Raw genomic sequence first — 22,718 nt, 5'->3', positions numbered from 1 at the left:
GCTGAGAACTCGTGGAGGTCACACCAGCCAGGACGATCAGGATCGGCACGGCGTGTATCCCAAGTCCCCGTTCCGCTTTCAACGTCAGACTCGTCCGGACGACGGCACGCTTGAAATCAGCGTTGCGCCGCAGGAGGTTTTGTGGCCGTCGAATGCCACGGCGCGGCCGTCGATCAGCACGTTGGGGTCGCCTTCCGCGATCACGCAACGATCATGTCCCGATCTCGGGCATGTGCATTCGTCTCCCACGCACGCCCCAGCACACCCCATGACAGTGGACTTCTCGCGGCCGGTCTGCACCTTGCCGCCGTGGCTCGTGGAGTCGCCGACTCGGATTACGCCGCGCATCAGGGCTTCAACTCGAACGGATCGGCCTTGCGCGGCCCCTCCCACGCGCTCTTGATCGATGCCTCAGGTGGGCTGACCATGACGATGCTCGCCATGCCGTTCGGGCGGCGATTCACCGTCGCGCTCGCGCCACCCTCGCGGTAGCTCGCGATCAGGCCAAGGCCGATTTGTATCAGCGGTGAACTGACGCCGGTGTTGCCGATGCGCGCACCGATGTCGTAACCCTCTTTGACGTCGTCGAGGCTCGGCGCTGATTTGCCGACCTGCGCCAGGGCTTGATTCAGCGGGATTGCCCACTGCCGGTCGCCCGTCGTGTCATAGAACACGCGTTTGGGCTCTTGCTCTCCGGGCAACGCGGCCACGGCTTTTTCCCATCCCGCCTTCAATGCCTCCGCCTGATCAGCGGTCCTTAGCAGCTTGCCGTGGTCGTCGGTCAGTTTCACGTCGACGGGCCGGTGCAGATAACCGAACAACGGTGCGTTATCGAACTGCTTCAATTGCCACGTTGTCCAGCGCACAGGGATATACGGCGTCGGCTTGAAGTCGCCCGGTCCTTGGTTGTTGATCGTCTTCCAGAACTCGGGGAGATGCGCTTGCCACCAGGACGACGACAGGATGCCAATCGGCAACGGATCTTCGACACCCGCCTCTTTTTCGGTTTTCTGGAACTGTCCGCTGAAGCTTTCCGGGCTCCGGTCGTTGGTCATTGACCAGTAGAAATTCCAGAGTTTGATGATGTCGTAGTCCGTATTCGTCTTGTTGATAGCCGCGGTTTGCTCGACGGCAAACGGCCTGATTAGCCTGTCGACGCGGTCGGACCGTGTCACGAGCAGTGCACCAACGCTATCGGGCATCGCAGGAATGGCGTGGCCGACGCCTGATGGACCTCCACTTCCGGGCGCGCCCAGTAAATCGCGCACCAGAGAGCCGTCTCGGCAAAAGACCAATGCGGCGGGCACATCGGGATGCGCGTCGAAAAACTGAAACAGCTTGCCGATCATGGCCGCACCGTCATCGGTGTTGGCGTCGTCCTGCCACAGGAAAAGGGTCACCCCCAAACTGGCTTCCTGGCGGTTGCCAGCGATGTGCATGGCGGCCCGAAACGCGTTTGCCTTGTCTTTTGGCGGCCCCCATATGATCACGGGCACCGGCCAGTAATCGATGGCATGACCCGCACCATACCGAAAACCAATTCCCGTAACGATCCGCAAATAGTCTAGCCTATCGTCATCGCCCCCCGGGTAGTCTTCCGGATTTGACGATAGATAGGTGGCATGATTGTCCGCCTTCGATTCGATGGCCTCCCAGATTTCCGTATTGACTTGCTGACTCGTCACGATGCCGACGCCCCGCACTTCAAGCACGAAGTTCTGACCGGTCTGCGACAGCATCACTGGCGAACCGTTGAAGCCCGCAGCAATAGCGGGCACACTGCGCTCTGCTCGCGCCGACGACCCGGCAGCACCCGGTGCGGCCGATGACCGCTGCAACCACGCGAATCTCGCACCCCAGGCTACGACAGCCAAAGCGAGCATTGCGAGTACACCATTCCGAATACTGCTTCCCATTCCCGGCATATCCATTCCAGTGTCCCGCCAGTAAGTGTAGTGCCCCGTCATCACATGAGCGGTCCAGATGATAGACGCTGATGCGAATGTTGCCGCGTAAGGCCAGATGCGTGGCTTCATCGAACGCTTCCCCAGTTGCCCCAGTTACGTGCCATCTGGTCTTGATAGAAACGCTGCTCGCTTTCCATGTGCGCCGCTTCCGCCTGTCGTTGAGCGGCTTCGGCTTCCCATCGAGCAGCTTGGGCCTTAGGTGTCAGCTCGCGCGTCACCAGATTGGGCGGGGTGTCTGACACGACTGCATCAGGAAACGCACCGCTGCTGTAGTAACCCCAACAAGCGTTAATAAGTTGCTTGCTCTCGTCGCTCAGGCGGGAAAAATTGCCATTCTTGCGGATTTTGGTCATAGCGTCATCGGTTAACTTCCAGTCCGCCATCAAGATCAGCAACTCCCGCCATACCGGATCGTCGAGCGTCACCGCCTGGCCGATCGCCACATCCATCGCCGTGACCCATCGGTGATTCTCAGCGCTGTGCAATACGGCGGAATGGTAACTGTTGTCCTCGTAATCGTTTGGATCGGTCGCCAGTCGCTTGCGTGCCTCATTCGGCGTTTCCTCGCGCAGGATAGAGAGTCCGTCGCTGCCACCGAAGGTCCAGTTGTGCGACTGGCCATCGATAGGTTGGTCCGCGTTGAATTCCGCTTTTCGTCGCAGAAGGTCAGCAGCGGGGTTCGTCGAGTAAGAATCCGTGATCCATTTCAGCTTGGCGTATTGGTTTCCGAGGATCACGTTTTTCGATACGTCGTCGGGCACCATCTGCGCGGCTACGTCCGCGCGGCCCGGTCGCGGGCCGCCCACCACAATCTCGCCACCGTATAGCTGCGGCTCGCAAGGCGGCTTCAGTTCTTCTCCATTGATGTACCGGATGTCATTGCGCTTGAAGCTCGCCTGCAACGCCACATTCATTGTCATGTTGACGGCGGTGCCCAGCATCGAGGCGCCCGCATCCGGTCCCGGTGCCAGGGGCTCGAGGTTCTCACGCACCGGCACCCGAGCGGGCTTCATCCCTACCAGCACCTTGGCGCGCTTCCCATTGCCCTGGCGGTCCCGCTCCATGCGGGTCCACATGCGCTGGAAGAAGCGCTTATGCTCGAGTTCCGCCATGGCCTTCATCGTTTTGGCTTTCGGATTCGACGCGAGCGCCGCGCCGTCGGCCGGTACCTCGTCCGGCACGCCGAACGTGCCGATGCCGTGCACTTTCTTCAGCCCGACGACCGTGTCCTCCGGACAGAAGTACAGATACACCTTGCCGCGATTGTCGCGCTCGTCGAATGTAATCCAGTCTTTGCCATTGCGGTCGCGGCGCTTGCCTTGCGTAGGCGACCATCCGGCGCCAGCACGCCCACCATGTTTTTCCTGTCCAATCAGCATGTCGGCAAGCGCTGGAACGCTATACGGCTCGCTCGTGACCGCATTGACGATATCGATCAGCGTTTTGAGCTTGGCGTGGCCCGTCTGGGTGCATTCCTCCGTCTCGTAGAGGCCGTAAGGGGAGTCGACCATGATGATGCAGTCCACGCATCGTTGCCCTTTCTGTTTAAGGATTGCCTGAGCCAGTAACGTCAGAAGCGTGCCTTGACTATGCCCCATGATCGTGATGGTTTCATGCCGAGGATCGAGGCCGTGCGATTCCGCCACCGCTTTAGGCTTGATCGAGCGGATCGTGCTGATCAGATTCGCAAGCCGTGTCGCCGCGAGCACAAAGTACCGGCGGTCCGGCGCATCTGCCGCATAGATCGAGTTCCCGCCCAACGCATTTCTGGTGAACTGCCGGGTTACAAAATCGGCCTTGAAGCCCGGCCCGTACATGTCCGGAATATTGTTGGTCGCATTCGCGAAGAAGCCGCCGCACTTTCCGAAGTGCCGGTCGAGCCGGTTGCCGTGAATGTCCTGATACTGGCCGCGTGTCATCAGATTGCCGTCGGCGTCCGCTGTGCGGCTGGAGACATCGCCCGGGTTGTTCAAGCGAGCGATGTTTTCACTGCTGGCGCGGTAGCCCCAGTAGAACGGGATGAAGCCGCTGTGGGTTGATCCCTCGATTTCCGTGCGCTGGTAGAGATTCAAGTCCGGATCGTCCAATATGTCGGCCTCAACAACGCCTATCTTTTGCTTTGTCGCTCGCCGTTTCGCCGCTGCGTGGTATTTCGCACCAAAACTCCCCGGCCTCAGATCATCCCTGGACAGCCGCTCGTTCAACCCCTGACACAGCCCCTCTTCGACGAACGAATAGGTCGCCCCGGGATCGTTCACCCCGTGAATAAAAATCACGATTCCCGGCAGATCGCGCGGAAGCGCCACCTGTCGGTCCCCTGCGCGGTTCGCATGCGTCACCGCGGCAGCTTGCGTCACTACACGGTAATCATCGTTGGCGTTGCTCATGGTTGCCCCGTCGCACTCACAGTGAAGGCTTCAAAATGTCGACTTTCAAAATGCGCATCGCGTCGTCTTTCACCATATCGGTCAAGCCGCCCGCATCGGTTTTGCCTTCGATTACCCGGCCGTCGTCGAGCGTGATCCGATAAGCCTGATTGGCCGCCGTAGCCTTATCGCCGTCTTCCCCCGGGTAATGCAACCTGAACCGCTGATCGGTGGGCGCATTGTCGAACGCCGTCTTTGCCGCCTGCTGGGTCGACGGTCCTCCCCACTTGTGCGATGCCGACAGCAGGCTGATATCGCCGTTCGTGCCGAGCGTGACGCCGCCGCCGATCTTGATGTAGCTGCCGTCTTGCGCAACCAGTCGAATCGTGGGCGCCGTGATGACCACTTCGTTTTCGTTGGTGGCGATCTTGATGCCTTTCTGCGCATTGGCCGTGATCGTGTCCGCCTGCGCCTGCACGAGCACCGGTCCTTCGCCCGCGATTGCCTGTACGCCGGTGCCGCGCGCGAACAATTGCATGCCTTGACCGGCCGTCGCGCTCAGCCGCTGGCCGCTCGTGAGCTGCAAATCCTGCTGCGCAACCTGATCGATGTTTTCCCCGGCGTAGGTCACGTGCGTTTTCGGCGTCACGCTCACCCAGCCCGCCTGGGCACCGAATGCCATCAACCCTGGCGTGTCGCCTGAGCCCGATGCCTGCCAGGTCTTCAGCGCGGCCGCAACGGCGCTCTGCCCCGTCGTGTTCGCCGCCTTGCCGCCGTGCTGCCCGACGTAATCGCCAAGCGACTTGAAAAGCTCCGTGCATTCGTTCAACAGTTGAGTCAGTTCGTCCCGGTCGAGTTGATGCCCCGCCGCCTTGCTGCGCGCGTAAGTAGTCAGCAAGATCCCCTTGGCCGCGCGCAGTGCCGCCGCCGCATCGGTGCGCAGCTCCGCGCCCTCGCCGCGGTATTCGCCGTCGCCGTTCGTGCGTGGGTGCGTCAGGTAGCCCAGATTGACTTCACTCGCCGCATGCTCGCTCGACAGCTGGACGCTGATTTCGGAAGGCGTATCGTCAAAACGCAGCTGGTTGTAGCGCTGCCCCTTGATTTCCTTCGTCTTGGTGCCGGACACATATCGGTTGCCCGGCAGGGCTCCGGTGTTGTTGAAGGTGGCCGGCATGTTCGCGCCGTTGTGGAGGATTCCCGCCACGTACATCTTGTCGGGATCGCCGCCTTGGAAATCCAGCAGAACCTCCATCCCCTTGCGCGGCGCCCAGTTCTCGCCGAAGTTGTCGCCCGCCAAGCCGGTCAACACGCGCACCGGGGCACTGTCGACTTCGGTGCCGCTCGTGCCCATCCCTTTCGCATGCTCGTGGTCTTCCGAAGCCAGAGCAACGATCTGAACGTACACGCGCCCTTGCTCGTCGCAATGCACCTCTTCGCCGTCGGGCGCCGTCACCTTGCCCGTAATCGGATAGACCCGGGGCAGATCGACGCGTGGATCGTAGGCGGGCGTGAGCGGAGTGCCGCGGGGTACGCCGGTGAACGTGTTCTCGTACCGGCTCTCCGCCGATTGGTCCAATACGGTGGGCCGTGCCGGCGTCGACGTGGACACCGGCGGCGGCTCGAAAGGCCAGCGGCCAGCTGCGAAGAGCGCCTGCGCGCGCTCGCTCAGATCCTTCGGCAGATTGTTCTCGCCGCGATGATGGAGGCTCGTGATCGTGATGGCGCGCTCGTTCGTCGAGAGCGAATTGCGCCTGTCGCGTGCCGACACCGTCACCCAGGTACCCACCGTGAGGTCGCGGATATCGCTGGCTCCCGTGATCTGTACCGCGCGTGCGTCATGCGACTTGATCCTTGCCAATCCCATGCGCTCATAGTCGGCCGGCGAATTCGCGAGATGGGGGGAATCGAGGCGGGAGTCCATCAGCAAGCGCGCCAGATCGTTGCCGGCCTCGCCCTGGTCGGAGCGCGTCGGGCCCTGTATGCGCTCCATATGGTCGAACTTGTAGTCGGGACTAAAGCGCCGGATTGCGCCGGGCACCAGTTGTCGCCCTTCCGACAGCGTCTTCACCACATCGCGCTGGCTGACCGTCGGGTTCGGGCCGTAAGGTACCGTCCCGACAGCGCATTGCCGAAGCTGGCTCGCATCGTCATACAGCACGAGCGTATGCATCGGGGCGGTCACTTTACTCGGGTCTTGTTCACCGGGCTTTCCCGCCTGTATATACCAGCCAATGCCCTCACGCCGCAGTAGTCGCCGTATAAACGCCGCATCCGATTCGTCGAACTGATTTGTCTGTTCGCGAGAGGGGTATTTGTCGATCTGGAGGTTCGAGATATCGATGTCGAATGCGCCGGCAATGGTGGAACTCTTATTCCGCCATTCCCAGACCAGTGTACGCACCACTTCGAGCACGCTCATCGCGCGAAAAACGCGGGTCTTGGTGCGCAACTCCAATAGCGACAAGGCGTCGCGTATACGCAACCGGTAGGCGGCAAGGCCGCCGTCCGATTCGCCTTCCTGTACATCCGCGACTATGCCGCAGATCGATCGCAGCCCGCCGCTGTCCGTCACGAGCTGCACCGCCAGCGGCACAGCCATGAACGTGGTCAGCGGAATGCCTGCGGTAGGCGATACGCATAAAACGCTGCCCTCGATACCCCCGCAGAGCGTTTCCTCAATATCGAGATACTGCGGCAGCAGAAGCTGATTCAACTCCTGGCGCGATTTAGGCCATTTCAGGCGGAACGCACGGTTATTTTGAGACAGCAATGGCCCGAACGACACGCGTGGCAGGTCTTGATAGTTCACGGCTTATTCTCATTTTCGATGCATTTTGTATACGGACTATGCGCACGTCGGCAGCCAATAGCTCACGCCAAGCATGTACAACAGCCCTCGGAATGAGGCAGGAAACTACCGGTCGCTGTTAGATCTGTCAATTCCAAAGTAGGGAGGTGGACTTTTCTTGGGCTGACGTATTTGGATCGGCAATGGCAGGCCGCGCGGATTCAGCAGTGCCCCGCAGGGCCGCCAGTTCGCATTGGCAGATCGCACACTGGCCTCGATACCGGCTGCACCTGAGCGCCTCGCCCCGGATAGACGAGAGTCCGCACGGGGCGTATGCGCTTGCGTGCGCGGGGCTCCGCCAAAGTGAGCATTTACGGGAGCCGCGCTCGTTAGGTGAGGCTTTGCGGGAGCACAATTGTTGCCGTACAAGACATGGCATGACTTCAACGCGGAATGCCGAAAGTCCGGGGGCCCGCTTACAGCCGCACCCTACTCCCGCAAAGGCTCACCTTCGCACCGATCGCGGGGCATTGCACGCGATCGCCGTGCGAATCCTCAACTATCGAAGCAATTTAAAAAAACAAGTTGCCACGCACTGCTGATAGCGTCGATCCTCTTCCTGCATTGAAGTGAACGAGCCGAGTCGAACGAGCACCCGCGGGCCCCGCGAGCCAGCCGGACGACTCGATTCGACAGGCAGGCACGACCCCGTGGCGACACGCGCGACGGACGCGTGCATCGCCTTGCAGGCCCAAGGTCCGAGACAATCGATGGAGAACAGGATGTCGACTGAAGCAAAGTGCCCCTTCCACCACACCGCCGGTGGCGGCACCACGAACCGGGACTGGTGGCCCAATCGGTTGGACTTGAAGATTCTGCACCAGCACTCCTCGCTATCCGATCCGATGGGCGCGGACTTCGATTACGCCGAAGCATTCAAGGCACTCGACCTTGCGGCAGTGAAGCAGGACCTGCATGCGCTGATGACCGATTCGCAGGACTGGTGGCCCGCGGACTTCGGCCACTATGGTCCGTTGTTCGTCCGCATGGCATGGCACAGCGCCGGCACGTACCGCACGGCGGACGGACGCGGGGGCGCGGGCGCCGGGCAGCAGCGCTTCGCACCGCTCAACAGCTGGCCCGATAACGGCAACCTCGACAAGGCACGGCGCCTGTTGTGGCCGATCAAGCAAAAATACGGCCGCAACATCTCGTGGGCCGACCTGATGATTCTCGCGGGCAACGTCGCGCTCGAATCGATGGGCTTCAAGACGTTCGGCTTCGCTGGCGGGCGCGCGGACGTCTGGGAGCCGCAGGAAGACGTCTACTGGGGCGCCGAAAAGAAGTGGCTCGACGACAAGCGCTACAGCGGCGACCGCAATCTGGAGAACCCGCTCGCGGCCGTGCAGATGGGCCTCATCTATGTGAACCCCGAGGGCCCCAACGGCAATCCGGACCCGCTCGCCGCGGCGCGCGACATCCGCGAGACGTTCGCGCGCATGGCGATGAACGACGAGGAAACCGTCGCACTGATCGCAGGCGGCCATACGTTCGGCAAGACGCACGGCGCCGGCGACGCGGCGCTCGTCGGTCCCGAACCGGAAGCGGCACCGCTCGAGGAACAGGGGCTCGGCTGGAAGAGCGCATTCGGCTCGGGCAAGGGCGGCGATGCGATCACGAGCGGCCTCGAAGTCACCTGGACCACCACGCCGACGAAGTGGGGCAACAACTTCTTCGAAAATCTGTTCGGCTATGAATGGGAGCTGACGAAGAGCCCCGCCGGCGCGCACCAGTGGGTGGCCAGGAATTCGGCCGACATCATTCCCGATGCGCATGATCCATCGAAAATGCGCCGGCCGACGATGCTGACGACCGACCTCTCGCTGCGCTTCGATCCGGCCTACGAGAAGATTGCGCGACGTTTTCACGAGAATCCCGCCGAGTTCGCCGATGCATTCGCGCGCGCATGGTTCAAGCTTACGCACCGGGACATGGGGCCACGCGCGCGCTACCTCGGGCCGGAGGTGCCGGCGGAAGAACTGATCTGGCAAGATCCGATTCCAGCGGTCGGTCACCCGGCGATCGACGATGCCGATGCTGCCGCGCTGAAGGCCAAGATCCTTGCAACGGGGCTTTCGGTCTCGCAGCTCGTTTCCACGGCATGGGCCGCCGCCTCCACATTCCGCGGCTCCGACAAGCGCGGCGGGGCGAACGGTGCCCGCATTCGTCTCGCGCCGCAAAAGGATTGGGAAGTCAACCAGCCGGCCCGGCTCGCGGCGGTGATCGAAACGCTCGAAGGCATCCAGCGCGCGTTCAATGCGGCACAGCGCGACGGCAAAAAAGCCTCGGTGGCCGATCTGATCGTGCTGGCCGGTTGCGCGGGTATCGAGCAGGCAGCGAAGAACGCGGGCCACGAGGTCACGGTGCCGTTCGCGCCCGGCCGCGCGGATGCCGCACAGGAGCAGACCGACGTCGAATCGTTCGCCGTGCTCGAGCCGATCGCCGACGGCTTTCGCAATTACCTGAAGGGCCAATACACGGTGCCGGCCGAGGTGTTGCTGATCGACAAGGCGCAGCAGTTGAAGCTGAGCGCGCCGGAGATGACGGTACTGCTGGGCGGGATGCGTGCGCTGAACACGAATTTCGGTCAGACGCGCCACGGCGTCTTCACGAAGCAGCCCGAGGCGCTGACCAACGACTTCTTCGTGAACCTGCTCGACATGAGCACGGAATGGAAGCCGGTATCGGAAGCGAATGACGTTTTCGAAGGGCGCGACCGCGCAACGGGCCAGCTCAAATGGAGCGCGACACGTGTCGACCTCGTCTTCGGCTCGAACTCGCAACTGCGGGCATTGGCCGAAGTGTACGGCAGCGCCGATGCGCAAGCGAAGTTCGTTCGCGACTTCGTGGCGGCCTGGGCGAAGGTGATGAACCTCGATCGGTTCGACCTCGCGTAATCCGTGCAACGCTTCTGGAAGGCGTCGAAAGCACCTGTGCGCAGACGCGATTTCGACGCCTTCGTCCTCGGCGCAGGTGCGCCTCCCGTAAAGGCTCACCGTGCCGATGGCTCGCGCGTGCGCCCCACGGTCGCCTTCGCATGCGTCGCTCAGGCCGTTTTCATCGACGAGAAGACGATTCCTTCCATACCTGAGCCTCGCGCATCTGCCCTGCATGGCCCGGCGTTTCCACGACGCCATCTATCCCGGAAACGCTCACCCTCAACGCGCACGGACCTCGTAGGATAGAAATAGCGCTTCCGCAAACACGCCGCTATGTGGGTGATACATGTGATATCAGCATGCAATGGTCAGACAGGTCACCCTATTTCAACCGCAGTCGACGACGATAATTGCAATCCGCTTTGACCGCAGACACAAAAGTTGTGTTTTAATATTGCCGCGACATCCCGCTCAAATATCGACTCCGCAAGTTTCCTTTCGGGTAATTGCCGAGTTGTCCGATGTCCGAGTTGCTACGCTTCGGCCGGGTAACGGTCATTCATATCCGCGCCGGGCGCCACGAATGCTTGCGACGTAACGTCTGCGCTTTGTGGCGAAGCCCGCTTGGTCGGGCGGAAAGCGCAGGCGAAGATTCACGAGAAAGATTCTTTCCAGGTTCGCCGAAGGGTTCGCCCAAGAAGCCGGAGACATAACATCAGGCAATAACATTGTGGTGTACTCCGCCGCGACACTGTTGCCGCAGCATCACTGCGACAATTGCGGCTCCGGCGGAATGAAAGCAGTTTAAATATAAAACCGAGGAGACAGTCGACACGCCGCAGCATTTCATAAGAAAGCCATAAAGACCGCTGTACATTGCCCGCATCGGGGATCATTGTGGATCATAGCGACTTGAGCGCCTTTTCAGGCGAGGCACTGCACTTACGTAAGCTGGGCACCTGGGGAACAATCGGCAAGATGGTCGAGCCCGAAGGGCCCTACCGCCAGGAGCTGGTGCATAGCCGGCACGTGTTCGTTTTGTGGGAAACCGAGGCCCAGCCCGGCGTCGCCGATTTCGTCGTAAACGGGCGCCGCGTCGTGCGCCCGGGCAAAGCGCTTGGCAGCGTGGACTTCCGGCCGGCCGGCGTGGAGTTCATCGCAAACGTTCATCAAAGCGGTTCGACGCAAAGAACCGTGCTCACCATCGATGAAACGGAATTAGCGAAATCGTCACCCGTACACCAACCTTTTTCCGGTCTGGTACCGATAATGACCGAACGTAATGCATTTCTCGTTTCGCTGCTCCGTCATATCGCTCAGGTTGCGCAAAGCCAGGAGCTGAACAGCCTGCACATCGAAGCGCTTGCGCTGACGTGTCTGCACGAGGTACGCAATCTCGGCCTGCAATATTCCGTTGGACAGCCATCCGTTTCTCCCCGATCCGGCCTCTCTTCGTTCCAGGCGAAACAGTTGATTCGCTATATCGACGAGCACCTCGAAACCGATATCCACCTCACAGATCTGGCCAATCTCGTAAGATTGAGCCCGTATTACTTTTCTCGCTCCTTCACGGTGGCTTTCGGTGTATCGCCCTATCGCTACATTCTCACGCGTCGTATCGAACGTGCGAAAGAAATGATGCTGAGGCAAGACGCGAATCTGCTGGCGATTGCGATCTCGGTCGGCTTCGCCGGATCGAGCCAGTTCAGCCGAGCCTTCCGAAAAATTACCGGCACCACGCCAAGCCATTGGCGCTGCAAGGCAGTCGAAGCCTGCACTCTGCTGAACGAGGCGCAGTAACGCCCCCTGCCGCGCCCACGACCGGCACGCCCGCCTGACCGCCATCGCGCGCGGATGACAAAACACACTCGTCCACTTGGCCGCCCTCGGCCGCCCTCCCGCGCGATACCACTCGTGGAAAGACGAGATCGTCAACAAGCTACGCAAACGAACAACGCATCTGGGATACTTGCGGGACGTCCGCTTCACGCTTCGCGTACAAACTCGTAAGGACCGCTATGCTTCGCCGTTGCCTCATCGCCATTGCGCTGACCGCCGCATCCTGGGCTCACGCCGATACCGGTCGCCACGCGGACGATGCATACCGGGTCGGCCAGACCGTCCGGACCTTCAAGCCCGACGCGCCGCGCGAATGGAGAGGCGCGCAGACAAACGCGCTTGTGACCCGTATCTGGTATCCCGCCGACAGCACCACCCCGGTGGTTGCGCACGATATCGGCCCGCCCGGGCATCCCATTTTCCGGGGCCATCCCGCGGCGGACAATGCGGCGGTTGCCACGAATCGAGCGCGGTATCCGCTCTTGCTGCTCTCGCATGGCACGGCCGGCAGCGCCGACGAACTGGACTGGCTCGCGGCCGCACTCGCCTCGCGCGGCTACATCGTCGCCGGCGTGAATCATCCTGGCAACAACGCACTCGAGCCGCTGACGCGCGAAGGCTTCGTGCTCTGGTGGGAACGCGCGACGGATCTGAGCGAGGCCCTGGATGGCATGCTCGCCGATCCGACGTTCGGCAAACGCATCGACCCGGAGAGAATCGGCGCCGTCGGCTTCTCGCTCGGCGGTTATACGATCCTTGAACTCGCCGGCGCCCGGACCGATCTCCAGGCATTCGAGTCCTATTGCCGTGGCCCCGCCGCCGATTCGACCTGTCACCCCCCAGCGGCGAAGAACGAGCCCGTTCGCGCCGAGCCCTTGTCGGCCGGTGCGGTGGCCTCCTTGAAACGCTCGGGCGCGTCTTATCGGGACCCGCGTGTGAAAGCGGTCTTTGCCCTCGCTCCCGCACTCGGCAAAGCACTGGACGAACAGTCCCTCGCGCGCATCGCGATCCCGATCAGGCTCGTTGCGGGTACAGCCGACACCACCGCGCCCCCTCCCGCCAACATCCTTCACATTGCGCAGTTCCTGCCTCACGCGCGCGTCAGCATGATCGAGGGTGCGAGACACGAAACATTCCTCGACACCTGCGTGGCCACGGCGGTAAGCACCCATGCGGCCCTCTGCAAGGAAGCCCCCGGCGTGGACCGCGATGCAGCCCACACCCTCGCGATCGACGCGGCAGTCGATTTCTTTCAATCGTCGTTAATCGACCGCAAAGGTACGACGGCGCCGCTCGCCGCGCGCTCCTCCGAATCACCGTAAAAGAAACGCTGTACACAACCACGGTTTGTCCATTTCAGCAGCGCTTTTTCCGACAAACCGTAGTCACCGTCCATTCGCATGCGGGAGCGCCTGTGCTCGTGCCCGCATGTAATCACATCCCATTGCGACTTTATGCGGTGAACATGTCCTGCGGACGATGCCAGCTCGGCCAGGCAGTTCCTCATGCGCTTTTGGTTTCACCGATCTTGCCAATTTAAACGCATCTTGCCCAAATGTTCTCCGCCATTCCCTTTTTTGTCGCGCACGGCAATAGAATCCGATTACCGGCTGATTCCGACGAAACACCGGATATAGCAATTAAGCAGCATTAGCGCGCCACGTTCCTCGCGAGGGCATAACCATGGAAGCTCCCGATTTTCTCGCTTCACTCATCGAAAAGAACGCACTGAGCGTCAAATCCCCAGCCGCTCGCACACGTATGAGGCAATCCCGGTTGCATCGTATTCGCCCAGTGTATGGCAGCGCACTCTTGCCGTTTATTCAGCGCCCCCATGCCACGCCTGACTCGCGCATTGCGCTGCATCGAGACCGACAGGGACGAGCATCCGCATGAAACGCGTGATTATTCGCAGCTTCGGACGGCCCGAGACGATGTGCGTCGAGTCCTTCGCCGCGCCTGCGGTCGGCGCACAGGAAGTCATGATCGAAGTTTCGGCAAGCGGCATCAATTTCTCCGATCTCGTCATTCGCCTCGGCATCTATCCGGACGGCCCGGAACTCCCCTTCGTGCCCGGCTACGAAGTGGCCGGTCGAATTGTCGAATCCGGCCAGGACGTCACGGAATTCAAAGTGGGCGATCGCGTCTTCGCGACTCTCCCGAGCGGCGGCTATGCAACGCATGTGGTCTGCCCCACCGACCGGCTCTTCCGAGTACCGCCCCTTATGTCGGACGAAGAGGCGGCGGTCATCGCGAACAGCTACCTCACCGCATGGGTGGCCGTGGATCGCCTCGCCGGCGTTCGCGGCGGCGAGACGGTCGCCATCCACTCGGCTGGCGGCGGCGTGGGGCTGGCGGCGCTGCAGATCTGCCTGGCGCGCGGAGCCCGCGTGATCGCCCTTTCCAGCGAAAGCAAGCATGCCCGTCTGCAGTTCTTCGGTGCCGATGTCTGCGTGGATCCGTCGAAGGACAATGTGCCCGCACGTCTGCGGCAATTGACGAACGGCAAGGGCGTCGACGTGATACTGGATTCGACCGGCGGCAAGTCGTACCGGGAAAGCTACGACAGCCTGTCGCTGCTGGGCCGGCTCGTTCTGCTGGGGGGTGCCGGTGCAATCACCGAATCCGGTGCTTCGCCGCTACAGCTCGCTCGTTTCTGGCATCCGACGGTACGCATCGAACCCATCACGCTGATGACGGCCAATAAATCGATCTCCGGCCTGCATCTGCCCGCGTTGTGGTCACGTTATGAGATTTGCGTCACGGGCATTGCCGAAGTGCTTGCATTGTATGAGTCCGGGCATGTGATGCCGATCATCGATTCGGTATTCGCACTCGAGGATGCAGCTCAAGCGCATCGGCACATTCACTCACGCCGCAATTTCGGCAAGGTCGTGCTTCGTCCATAGCCCCCTGGCATCCGCCCGGGCGGCGCTAGAAGAAGAACGTTGCCACCGCCTGCACCACCTGCTTTTGCGCGTCGGCACCATAAGTGCTCTGCGACGCGCCGTGGTTGGTCTGCCATTGCACCGCAACGTCTGTTCGCGGCCAGTGGTAACGCGCTTCGAGCCACGTCGAGTAACTGTGGTCCACCAGGTCGTAATGAAGCATCGCCGTGAGGTCCAGATGCCGCATCAGCGCATCCTGCCACGTCACGTAGTTGAACAGCGCCTGCCGCGTCATCAATTCCTGCGCGGCGTTGGCTGCCCGCCGATACCGCCAGTACCGCGCGGGGTCGGACGCGAGCCGGTTCCATGCCGACCGGTCCGGGCTCGCGCCGTCGTAGTCGTATTCGATCGTCACGGAGAGATTGTTCGGGAAGGTGTGGGTAAAGCCCGTGGCGAACTTCGAATGGAATCCTTTCGATTCGCCCGCGCCTGCCGCAAGGTGTTCGCTTCGTCCACCCGAATACTCGAAATACGCGGTGGTGGCACTCCCGGTCAGCAGCGAGACGTTCAAACCGAGCTGGGGTGAGATGCCGTCCCCGCCATAGAGCAGCCACTGCGGCGCAACGGTCCCGAAGAGCCGCTGCGTCAGCGTCAACATGTAGCGGCTTTGATTGTTGGTGGCGCCGAGGTCCGGATTGAACGTCGCGCTGCTCGGTTGCGAAGCGAGCTTCGGCGAGACCAACCCGCTCAACGACCCGCTGGCCCACAGCACCTGGCCGCGCAACATCACGCTTCCCATGCGATTTTCGCGCAGGCTGGCGGGATCGATCGAAACGATCGACCGGACGGCATTCGTCTTGAAAAAGTCCGTCGGGTTGAATCCTTGCGCAACGCCTTCACGCAAATTCACGCGGCCCGCGTCGACGATCGTCGTTGGATTCGGCTGCCAGCTCAGGTACGCCTGCTTCAGCGTATCGACCGCGTTGTACCGGCCGACGCCCGCGCGCCAGCCCGCGTCGAGCCGGTTCGAAAAAACCGCTCGCCAGTTCGGTGCGAGCGAACCGTCATAGCTGACCGACGACGACAGCCTCGCATTGTCGGCAAGCACGGCATTCGTCGTCTGACTGGCGGCGTTATAGTTGCCAACCCCCGCCTCGAACGCCCATTGCCAATCGCGATGCGCCGACGTATTGGCCGTGACGGTATCGGCCAAGGAAAGTGCATCGGCGTCGCTGTCCGCGCGAGCGACCTCAGGCGCCAGGCACCCGAACGCGGCCCAGGCAACGAGCGCGACGGCGGCGCGCAACGGACCCACCGTCACCTTCAATTGCTCTGAAAGTGCGGCAGATATGCTCGCTGAAGCCATTCGTCCGGAATGTCACGCCATGCGTAATTCGAATAGCGCATGACGGTCACCCAGCCAGGATCCAATCCGTCGATGATGACTGTTTCGGTGGGCCGATCCGCGCCCAGCACCTGCGTGAATTTGCGGTAATACGTGGTTTTGAGCAGCGTCCCGCTTTCCGCGTAAAAGCGCGCCTTGACGGGCTGCCGCGTGCTGGCGTCGATCCACATTTCGATCGCGTTGTAGGTCACGCTCGGCGAACGCGCGGTCAGCTTGAGCTTGTACGCGTGGCGGTTGCGATGGTCGCCGTCGAGCACGTCCTCCTCGGCGGCCACCGTGGCAGCGTAGTCCTTTGCGAAATTGACCGTCACCACGTCACCGTTCGCCGCCTGCCCCAAAAGCCGCTGCTGAGGCGAAATCCGCACGCTCGCCTGACTGTTCGGATCGTAGAACCACAGATCGCTGCCATTCTTCAAAACCAGCTTGTTCGCATCGCGCAACGGCGCATCGAATCGCACGAGGCTATTGAACTGCCCCGTTGCAGGGTCTTCCTTCGAATACACCGTGAGCGTGTTCGTGCCCGTCTGTTGCCCCCCTCTGAACTCGGTCAGCGTCGTGGTCAGACTGAACGGCCGCCCGGGGTTGCGGATCGCGTCGCTCGCCTCCAGCAGCTGCTGCGCCCTCGCGGCATCCGTCTGCGCAACGGCGTGCCCATAGACCGAGCAAAACAAGAAGAGAAGCCACAGCCGCACAATGGGCCCATAACCGCCGCTTTTCATAATGCGTCTCCGCTTCCTCACGTTTCTCAGGCGTACGACAGTGCATCGACGATGGGCATCCGGGCGGCGCGCCGCGCCGGCCAAAACGCGGAAATCGCCGAAATCGCCACGATTCCCACCGCATAGCCAACGATCATCCGAGTCTCGCCAAATACTCGGACGGTCAAGGGCACGGCGTCGATTTCACCGGGGGGTGTCCATCGAAAACCACCATGATTGATTGCCCATGCGGCGAGGAGCGCGCAGCTCACGCCAACAGCGGCGCCCAAGAGGCCGAGCAACGCGCCTTCCATGAGAAAGATCCGCAATACGCCGAGGCGCCTCAAGCCCATGGCGCGCAGCGTGCCGATCTCGACTGTGCGCTCCATGACCGCCATGCTCATCGTGTTGCCGACCATGAACATCACGATGACACCGATCAGCAACGTGACGAATCCGAAGATGGCCCGGAACATGCCCGTAATCTGCAGATATTGCGGGCTGAGCACCCGAAAATCGAGCACGTCGAGATCGTCCTGCTTCAGGGTGGTGGCTTCCAGTTGCCGAATGCGCTGCATCGCCGCCGGCAGATCGGCGGTATGCCGCAACTGCACCGCGATCGCGGTCACCTTGCCGGGGTCGTTGCCATAGATCAGCTTCTGGGCCTGTTCCAGATGCAACTGCAGATAACGGTCGTCGACCGCACGAACGCCCTGGCTTTCCGCTTTCACGACCGCCAGTTGCGCCACGTTGGGGGCGCCGTACGCATTGGCTGTAAGCAGTTGGATGCCCGCGCGCTTCGTTTTCGGCATGTCTGCCGCCGCCATGGCCGAAAGCTGAGCGATGTCGTCAGGCGGGGTCGCTCCGGCGCCGACCTTGTGCACGTCGTTCAACGCGCAGTTCGGAATGGCGAGCGGCCCGCAAAGCCGCAGGATACGCCCGAGGCCCATGCCGATCACCGCTGCGTTGGCCGCGGTGGCGGTCAGCGACAGCGGCCGGAAGTGCATCGGAAAGCCGTAATCGTTCCACTGCCGCATACGATTCTGGTCCGCTACGACGACTCCAAGGCCAATCACCGTGCTGGAAACCCCCGCGCCGTAATTTCCCGCAATGCCACTCACCGACAGGATCGGTGTCGCGACCGTGACCAGCGGCGACAGCACGGGATCGTTGCGCACAACGTCGATTACATGCTGGTAATGGTCGATTCCGTAGGCCATCGGATCGCCCGCGCCATAAAGAAAGTAGTTCTTGCGCTGGATCTGCAGATGGCCCTCGCCGCGAACGAAGTTCGTCTGCAAGCCATAGGTGACGTTGCGCGCGTACCCGCCGAACAGCAATACCGCCGTCAGGCCGATGACCATCGCGAGCAGCGTACGGGTCGAGCGACGCCGGTTACGAAGCAGGTTTCTGAAAGCGATCGATAGCGTCTTCATGGCCGTGTTCCGGTGGGGGCATCCTGGACGTTGCGGCGTGTGTCGACTATCGTGCCGTCCTTGATCAGAATGACGTCGTCCGCGCTCGACAGCACGTTGGGATCGTGGGAAGAGAATAAAAACGACGTCGAACGCTCGCGCTGCATGGTGCGCATCAATTCGATGATTTCCGCTCCCGTGCGACTATCGAGGTTCGCGGTAGGCTCGTCGGCGAGAACGAGTTTGGGGTTCGTCGCCAGCGCGCGCGCGATGGCGACGCGTTGCCTCTGCCCGCCCGACAGTTCTCCGGGCCGTCGCCGGGCCTCCTTTGCAAGCCCCACCGCCTCGAGCAGTTCCATGGCGGTACGACGCCTCGCAGCCGCGGGCGTGCCGAGCAACGTCAGCGGATATTCGACGTTTTCGGCCGCGCTCAGCACGGGCAACAGATTGAAGTTCTGGAAGATGAACCCGATCTGCGAAGCACGGAAATCGGATAGCGCGTTGTCGCGCATTCGAGTCACCTCTACACCGGCAACCGTCACGCTTCCCGCGTTCACGCGGTCGATACATCCAATCAAATTCAACAGCGTCGTCTTGCCGCTTCCCGACGGCCCCGACAGTACCGTGAACCGGTTACCGAGAATGTCGACGCTCACGTCCCGCACCGCGTCGACCCTCGCCGCGCCTTTCCCGTACGACCTCGACGCATGCTTCAAGCTGGCGACCTGCATCGCTTCGTCTCCCGATGTTTCACGACGATCCACGGCTTCTCTCATTTCAGATCAGGGCCTCTCGTGCCGGAGGGTGGCCAAGAAACGCCGAGGGGCTGGCACTGCGTCCGTAAGCACCCGATTGAAAAATGACGACCAGATCTCCCCGCTCCGCATGAGCGAGCTTTGCGTTGTTCGCAAGCAAATCGAGCGGCGTGCAAAGCGGGCCTACGACACTGATCGTCTCGTCGCCGAACGGCTTCCGGTTGATGGCGATCGGGTAGTTCTTTCGCAACACCTGGCCGAAGTTTCCCGACGCAGCCAAGTGCTGATGCATCCCACCGTCGACAACAACGAACGTCTTGCCCCGCGAGCGCTTTCGATCCACGACCCGGCTCACATAGAGCCCGGCCTCGCCGACGAGGTAGCGCCCCAGTTCGAGCACGAGGCTGATCTTGCCGAAGTCGCGGCGCGCTTTTTCAGCGAGTGCATTCAGATGATCGACGACCGCTTTCTCGTCGATGCGGGCATCGTTGTCGCCGTAGGGGATGCCCATCCCGCCGCCCAGGTTGATCGACTTGATCGGCTCGCGGGCGAGCGCCGCGTGTTCGCGCGCCCACTCGTAACTCTTGCGCTGCGCTTCGATGACCGCTTCCGCGCGCAGATTCTGAGAACCGGTAAAGAGATGGAAACCTTCGAATTCGAGCCCGAGCGCGACCGTCTGCGCAATGACCTCGGGCATCGTTTCCGCGTCGAGCCCGAACTGCCTCGCACCCCCGGACATCTGCATGCCGGACGCCTTCAGTTCGAAAGGCAGGTTCACACGCAGCGCAACGCGGGCGGCGCGTCCGTTCTGCTCGCTTTTTTTCGCCAGCAGATCCAGCTCGCGCCGGGATTCCACGTTCACGAGCACGTTTGCCGCATAGGCTTGTTCCAGTTCGCTGTCGGATTTCGCCGGCCCGGCGAAGCTGATATCCGCCGCGCGAGCACCCGCATCAAGTGCGACCCTCATCTCGCCGGCGGAAGCGACATCGAACCCGTTCACCAGGTGCGCGATGTGTCCCACCACCGCCGGCATCGGATTCGCCTTGATCGCGTAGTAGAGCTCGACCGCCGGATCCAGCGCCCGTCTCAACCGGTGTATGCGCTCCGTGATACGGGCGCGATCGTATAAATAACAGGGTGTGCCGCCCACTGCCTCGACGACCTCCGAGAGGCGCATGCCCGCCAGCGTGAACTCGCCATCCTGCGTGCAAGGCCATGCAGCCGCAATCGGCGAACGGTAGGACGCTTCGTCGTCGTTCATCGACACACCACTCTCTACTTCGGCATTGATCATCATCTCGATTCCGCTAGGCGAAGCGGCGTGCCCGGAGATTTGCGCGGCACCACCACTTCCACTCGTTTATCCGTTCATCGAAAGTTGAGCGCGATCGCGCCGCAGCCGCTTCGCCGATTCGCCGGTTCGCAGCTCGGCAAGCGTGGCCTCCTCCATGAACCGATTGACCGACAGCACGTTCGTCAACGCCCATACGCAATGAAACCAGCCGGTCGGAATGACGAGCATGTCGCCCGGGCCAATGCACACCTCCAGCGCACGCGCACCCGCGAACCGCGGATAGAGGGCAAGGTCCGGCGAACCGGGGTCGACCTGACACAGCTGATAGAGGTTGAACGCGGGCGCCGCGTACAATGCCTCCGCCTGATCCGGGGAAAAGAGGTGCAGCTTCTTCTCCCCCAAAATCTGAGCGAGAAAAGAAACCTGAAAATCTCTGTGCAATTTGGTGATCACGCCGTTCGACGTCTTCTTTCCCCACCACAACAAGCCGATCGAGAATGCCCGCTCGTCGAACATCGGGAACCGGACGTGCGGCGCGAGGACTTGCGGCACTTCCACGCCGTTGAGATAGACGCGGTCCACCGATTCGTCTCGTATCTTTGCGGCGATATCGGCCACCGATTCCTGCCGGCCGCTCACACCGTTCTGGCGCAACATGACGTTGCCGAATTGCTCGACGAACCCGCTTTCGCCCAGTTCGACGAGCGGAGAATTCAACACCCCGCGCAAACACAGCGGGCGGCTCTCGGCCATCGCATCGAGCACCGCATCCGGATCGATGTAGTCGCTTTCCTCGATGCCCTGGCTCGTGTCGTAGACACGCTGCCGAAGGCCGGCGTGAATCGCACTTATCTCGGGCGTCGGCCGCTTCAGCAACTGCATGAAGTGATGCACGAGGCCCATATCGCCTTGCGCGCGAATCGCCTTGACGTAGGGCGGATCGCGCGGGTCGAATGTCTGCGCGTTTGCGAGGATGTAGTCGATCATGCCCAGGCTGAGCCGCAACTCGGCCTCGCATGCAACCGTCGGCCCCCTTCCCACGTCGAGCACGTCGAGCGCGTCGGTCATCGAGAAATACAGATCGAGCTCAGGGTGTGCCGCCACCGACAACTTCAACGTCCCGTGCCTCGATGGCGGATAGTAGAGCGCCTGCAGTTGCGTGCGGAGATTGTCGAGGGTACTCATGTCGGTATCGGCTCCCAAGCGATTGGAACTTTCCGTGCGGCGTATGCGATGCGCACTCTTCAGAGAAAATGCGACATGACCTGCTCCGCGAAGCAGATCAGCGACCGTTCCACGATTTCCGGCGGTACGGTGCCCAGTTGCATGCACAGCAGCAATTCGTCTACGCCTGCTTCCTGAAACAGCCGCACCTTTTCACGCGCGATGGCGGGATCGCCGATCATCGACAGAAGCTGCGTCTCGGGGTTCATGCGCATCTTTTTCGTGAAGGCCAGCGTCTGATCGTCGAGATCGTCGGTGTTCACGCTCATCGGCGCGGAAAGCGGCAATGGCGTTCGGTAGTAGTAAAGGTTGAACGCGTCCTTGAAATAGCGGGCACCCCGGAACCCGTGCCGGCATGCTTCATGGTCGTTCGGCAAAACACAGGTATTCACCGTGACCGCGAAGCAATCGTTGCGCGCGTAAGGTCTCGCCGGCGAATTCGCAAGTGCGGCCCGGTAGCGCCCGATCTTCGCGACCATCTCGTCGAAGCTTCCAAGGCTGAAATTCAGCGCGCCAAGACCCAGCTCGGCCACCGACAGCAGCGAGTGGTCGGAGAATGCCGGCGCGAACATGGGCGGATGCGGCTTTTGCACGGGATGCGGCCGGATGCGCGTGGGCGGCACCTTGTAGTGTTGACCGTTCCATTCGAACACGTCGTTCTGCCATATGGCCGGAACCAGTTCGAGCGCTTCCCTCCATTCGGATTCGAGCGTGTCGCGCGATGCGCCGAAGAGTTCGGGTTCGATGTTGCTCGAACTCCGGCCGGACCCCCAATTCACGCGGCCGCCCGACAGGACATCGAGCATCGCGACGCGTTCGGCAACGCGGATCGGGTGGTTGTACCGGTGCGGCGTGAGCGAAATCCCGTGCCCGAGCCGAATCTTGCGCGTTTTGCCCGCGACGTACGACAGAAAAACCTCGGGCGCAGAAGAATGCGAGTAGCCGTACAGCCCATGATGCTCGACCGCCCATAGGCAGTGATAACCCAGTTCGTCGGCCATCACCGCCTGCCGTGCGCATTGAGCGATCAGCCTGGCTTCCTCGTCGGGCGTCGGCTTCGCCATCTGCAGTTCGTAAAAGAGGGAGAACTTCATGGCACCTGTGCGTGGGTAGGTTGAGCACCACCGGAATCGTCGCGGT

General features: G+C 61.7%; 16 protein-coding genes. 5 read left to right on the top strand and 11 right to left on the bottom strand.

The features are described 5' to 3' along the window. Positions 1-84: 84 nt before the first annotated feature. From U0034_RS26030 to U0034_RS26015, 4 genes are read right to left on the bottom strand one after another with little or no spacing between them, the layout of a single operon-like run. Positions 85-348 (bottom strand): PAAR domain-containing protein, encoded by a 264-nt coding sequence (locus tag U0034_RS26030; protein ID WP_085228753.1) that lies wholly within the window; start codon positions 346-348, stop codon positions 85-87. Continuing rightward, positions 348-2,036, bottom strand: coding sequence for a type VI lipase adapter Tla3 domain-containing protein (locus U0034_RS26025; RefSeq protein WP_085228752.1), 1,689 nt, complete (start codon positions 2,034-2,036; stop codon positions 348-350). Before U0034_RS26025 ends, U0034_RS26030 begins: the two co-directional genes overlap by 1 nt. Further along, positions 2,033-4,354 carry a T6SS effector phospholipase Tle3 domain-containing protein gene (locus U0034_RS26020; RefSeq protein ID WP_085228751.1) on the bottom strand — a complete coding sequence of 774 codons (2,322 nt, stop codon included), beginning with the start codon at positions 4,352-4,354 and terminating at the stop codon, positions 2,033-2,035. The genes U0034_RS26025 and U0034_RS26020 overlap by 4 nt, the downstream gene beginning before the upstream one ends. 16 nt (positions 4,355-4,370) lie before the next feature. Beyond that, the gene (locus U0034_RS26015; RefSeq protein ID WP_102622863.1) at positions 4,371-7,142 is read right to left on the bottom strand and encodes a type VI secretion system Vgr family protein; all 2,772 of its coding nucleotides are present in this window, start codon (positions 7,140-7,142) and stop codon (positions 4,371-4,373) included. A 761-nt stretch (positions 7,143-7,903) separates the two neighbouring features. Here U0034_RS26015 and katG point away from each other — a divergent pair. The 4 genes from katG (at position 7,904) to U0034_RS25995 (ending at position 14,808) form a co-directional block, all read left to right on the top strand. After that, positions 7,904-10,078, top strand: coding sequence for a catalase/peroxidase HPI (gene katG, locus U0034_RS26010; RefSeq protein ID WP_085229425.1), 2,175 nt, complete (start codon positions 7,904-7,906; stop codon positions 10,076-10,078). 894 nt (positions 10,079-10,972) lie between these two features. Next, positions 10,973-11,860 (top strand): helix-turn-helix transcriptional regulator, encoded by an 888-nt coding sequence (locus U0034_RS26005; protein ID WP_139831198.1) that lies wholly within the window; start codon positions 10,973-10,975, stop codon positions 11,858-11,860. 218 nt (positions 11,861-12,078) lie between these two features. Continuing rightward, positions 12,079-13,221, top strand: a complete 1,143-nt coding sequence (locus U0034_RS26000) for an alpha/beta hydrolase family protein (RefSeq protein WP_085229423.1) — start codon at positions 12,079-12,081, stop codon at positions 13,219-13,221. Between the two features lie 570 nt (positions 13,222-13,791). Continuing rightward, the gene (locus U0034_RS25995) at positions 13,792-14,808 is read left to right on the top strand and encodes a zinc-binding dehydrogenase (RefSeq protein WP_085229422.1); all 1,017 of its coding nucleotides are present in this window, start codon (positions 13,792-13,794) and stop codon (positions 14,806-14,808) included. A 25-nt stretch (positions 14,809-14,833) separates the two neighbouring features. Here U0034_RS25995 and U0034_RS25990 read toward each other — a convergent pair whose 3' ends face one another. Genes U0034_RS25990 through U0034_RS25980 form a run of 3 tightly spaced genes read right to left on the bottom strand, consistent with a single transcriptional unit; the run spans position 14,834 to position 18,068 of the window. Further along, positions 14,834-16,108 (bottom strand): hypothetical protein, encoded by a 1,275-nt coding sequence (locus U0034_RS25990; protein ID WP_233211820.1) that lies wholly within the window; start codon positions 16,106-16,108, stop codon positions 14,834-14,836. Positions 16,109-16,110: 2 nt separating this feature from the next. After that, positions 16,111-16,911 carry an outer membrane lipoprotein-sorting protein gene (locus U0034_RS25985; RefSeq protein ID WP_085229421.1) on the bottom strand — a complete coding sequence of 267 codons (801 nt, stop codon included), beginning with the start codon at positions 16,909-16,911 and terminating at the stop codon, positions 16,111-16,113. Between the two features lie 26 nt (positions 16,912-16,937). Continuing rightward, complete coding sequence (locus tag U0034_RS25980; protein ID WP_233211819.1) at positions 16,938-18,068, bottom strand: ABC transporter permease; 1,131 nt, start codon at positions 18,066-18,068, stop codon at positions 16,938-16,940. 12 nt (positions 18,069-18,080) lie between these two features. Between U0034_RS25980 and U0034_RS25975 the strand changes: the two genes are divergently transcribed. Then, positions 18,081-18,317: a hypothetical protein gene (locus U0034_RS25975; protein ID WP_233211818.1), complete on the top strand. Its 237-nt coding sequence runs from the start codon at positions 18,081-18,083 to the stop codon at positions 18,315-18,317. Positions 18,318-18,322: 5 nt separating this feature from the next. Here U0034_RS25975 and U0034_RS25970 read toward each other — a convergent pair whose 3' ends face one another. The 4 genes from U0034_RS25970 to U0034_RS25955 all read right to left on the bottom strand — a co-directional run bounded on the left by U0034_RS25970 (position 18,323) and on the right by U0034_RS25955 (position 22,672). Continuing rightward, positions 18,323-19,036, bottom strand: a complete 714-nt coding sequence (locus U0034_RS25970; RefSeq protein WP_085229419.1) for an ABC transporter ATP-binding protein — start codon at positions 19,034-19,036, stop codon at positions 18,323-18,325. Between the two features lie 46 nt (positions 19,037-19,082). Next, positions 19,083-20,357 (bottom strand): pyridoxal-dependent decarboxylase, exosortase A system-associated, encoded by a 1,275-nt coding sequence (locus U0034_RS25965; RefSeq protein ID WP_233211817.1) that lies wholly within the window; start codon positions 20,355-20,357, stop codon positions 19,083-19,085. Between the two features lie 63 nt (positions 20,358-20,420). Further along, positions 20,421-21,539 (bottom strand): cupin-like domain-containing protein, encoded by a 1,119-nt coding sequence (locus U0034_RS25960; RefSeq protein ID WP_085229418.1) that lies wholly within the window; start codon positions 21,537-21,539, stop codon positions 20,421-20,423. Positions 21,540-21,598: 59 nt separating this feature from the next. Next, positions 21,599-22,672, bottom strand: a complete 1,074-nt coding sequence (locus U0034_RS25955) for an LLM class flavin-dependent oxidoreductase (RefSeq protein ID WP_085229417.1) — start codon at positions 22,670-22,672, stop codon at positions 21,599-21,601. Between the last annotated feature and the right edge of the window lie 46 nt (positions 22,673-22,718).

Source organism: Trinickia caryophylli (genome assembly GCF_034424545.1).
Classification (GTDB): Bacteria; Pseudomonadota; Gammaproteobacteria; order Burkholderiales; family Burkholderiaceae; genus Trinickia; species Trinickia caryophylli.
Note: the sequence above shows the minus strand (reverse complement) of the source record. Positions and strands in the feature narration are given on the sequence as shown.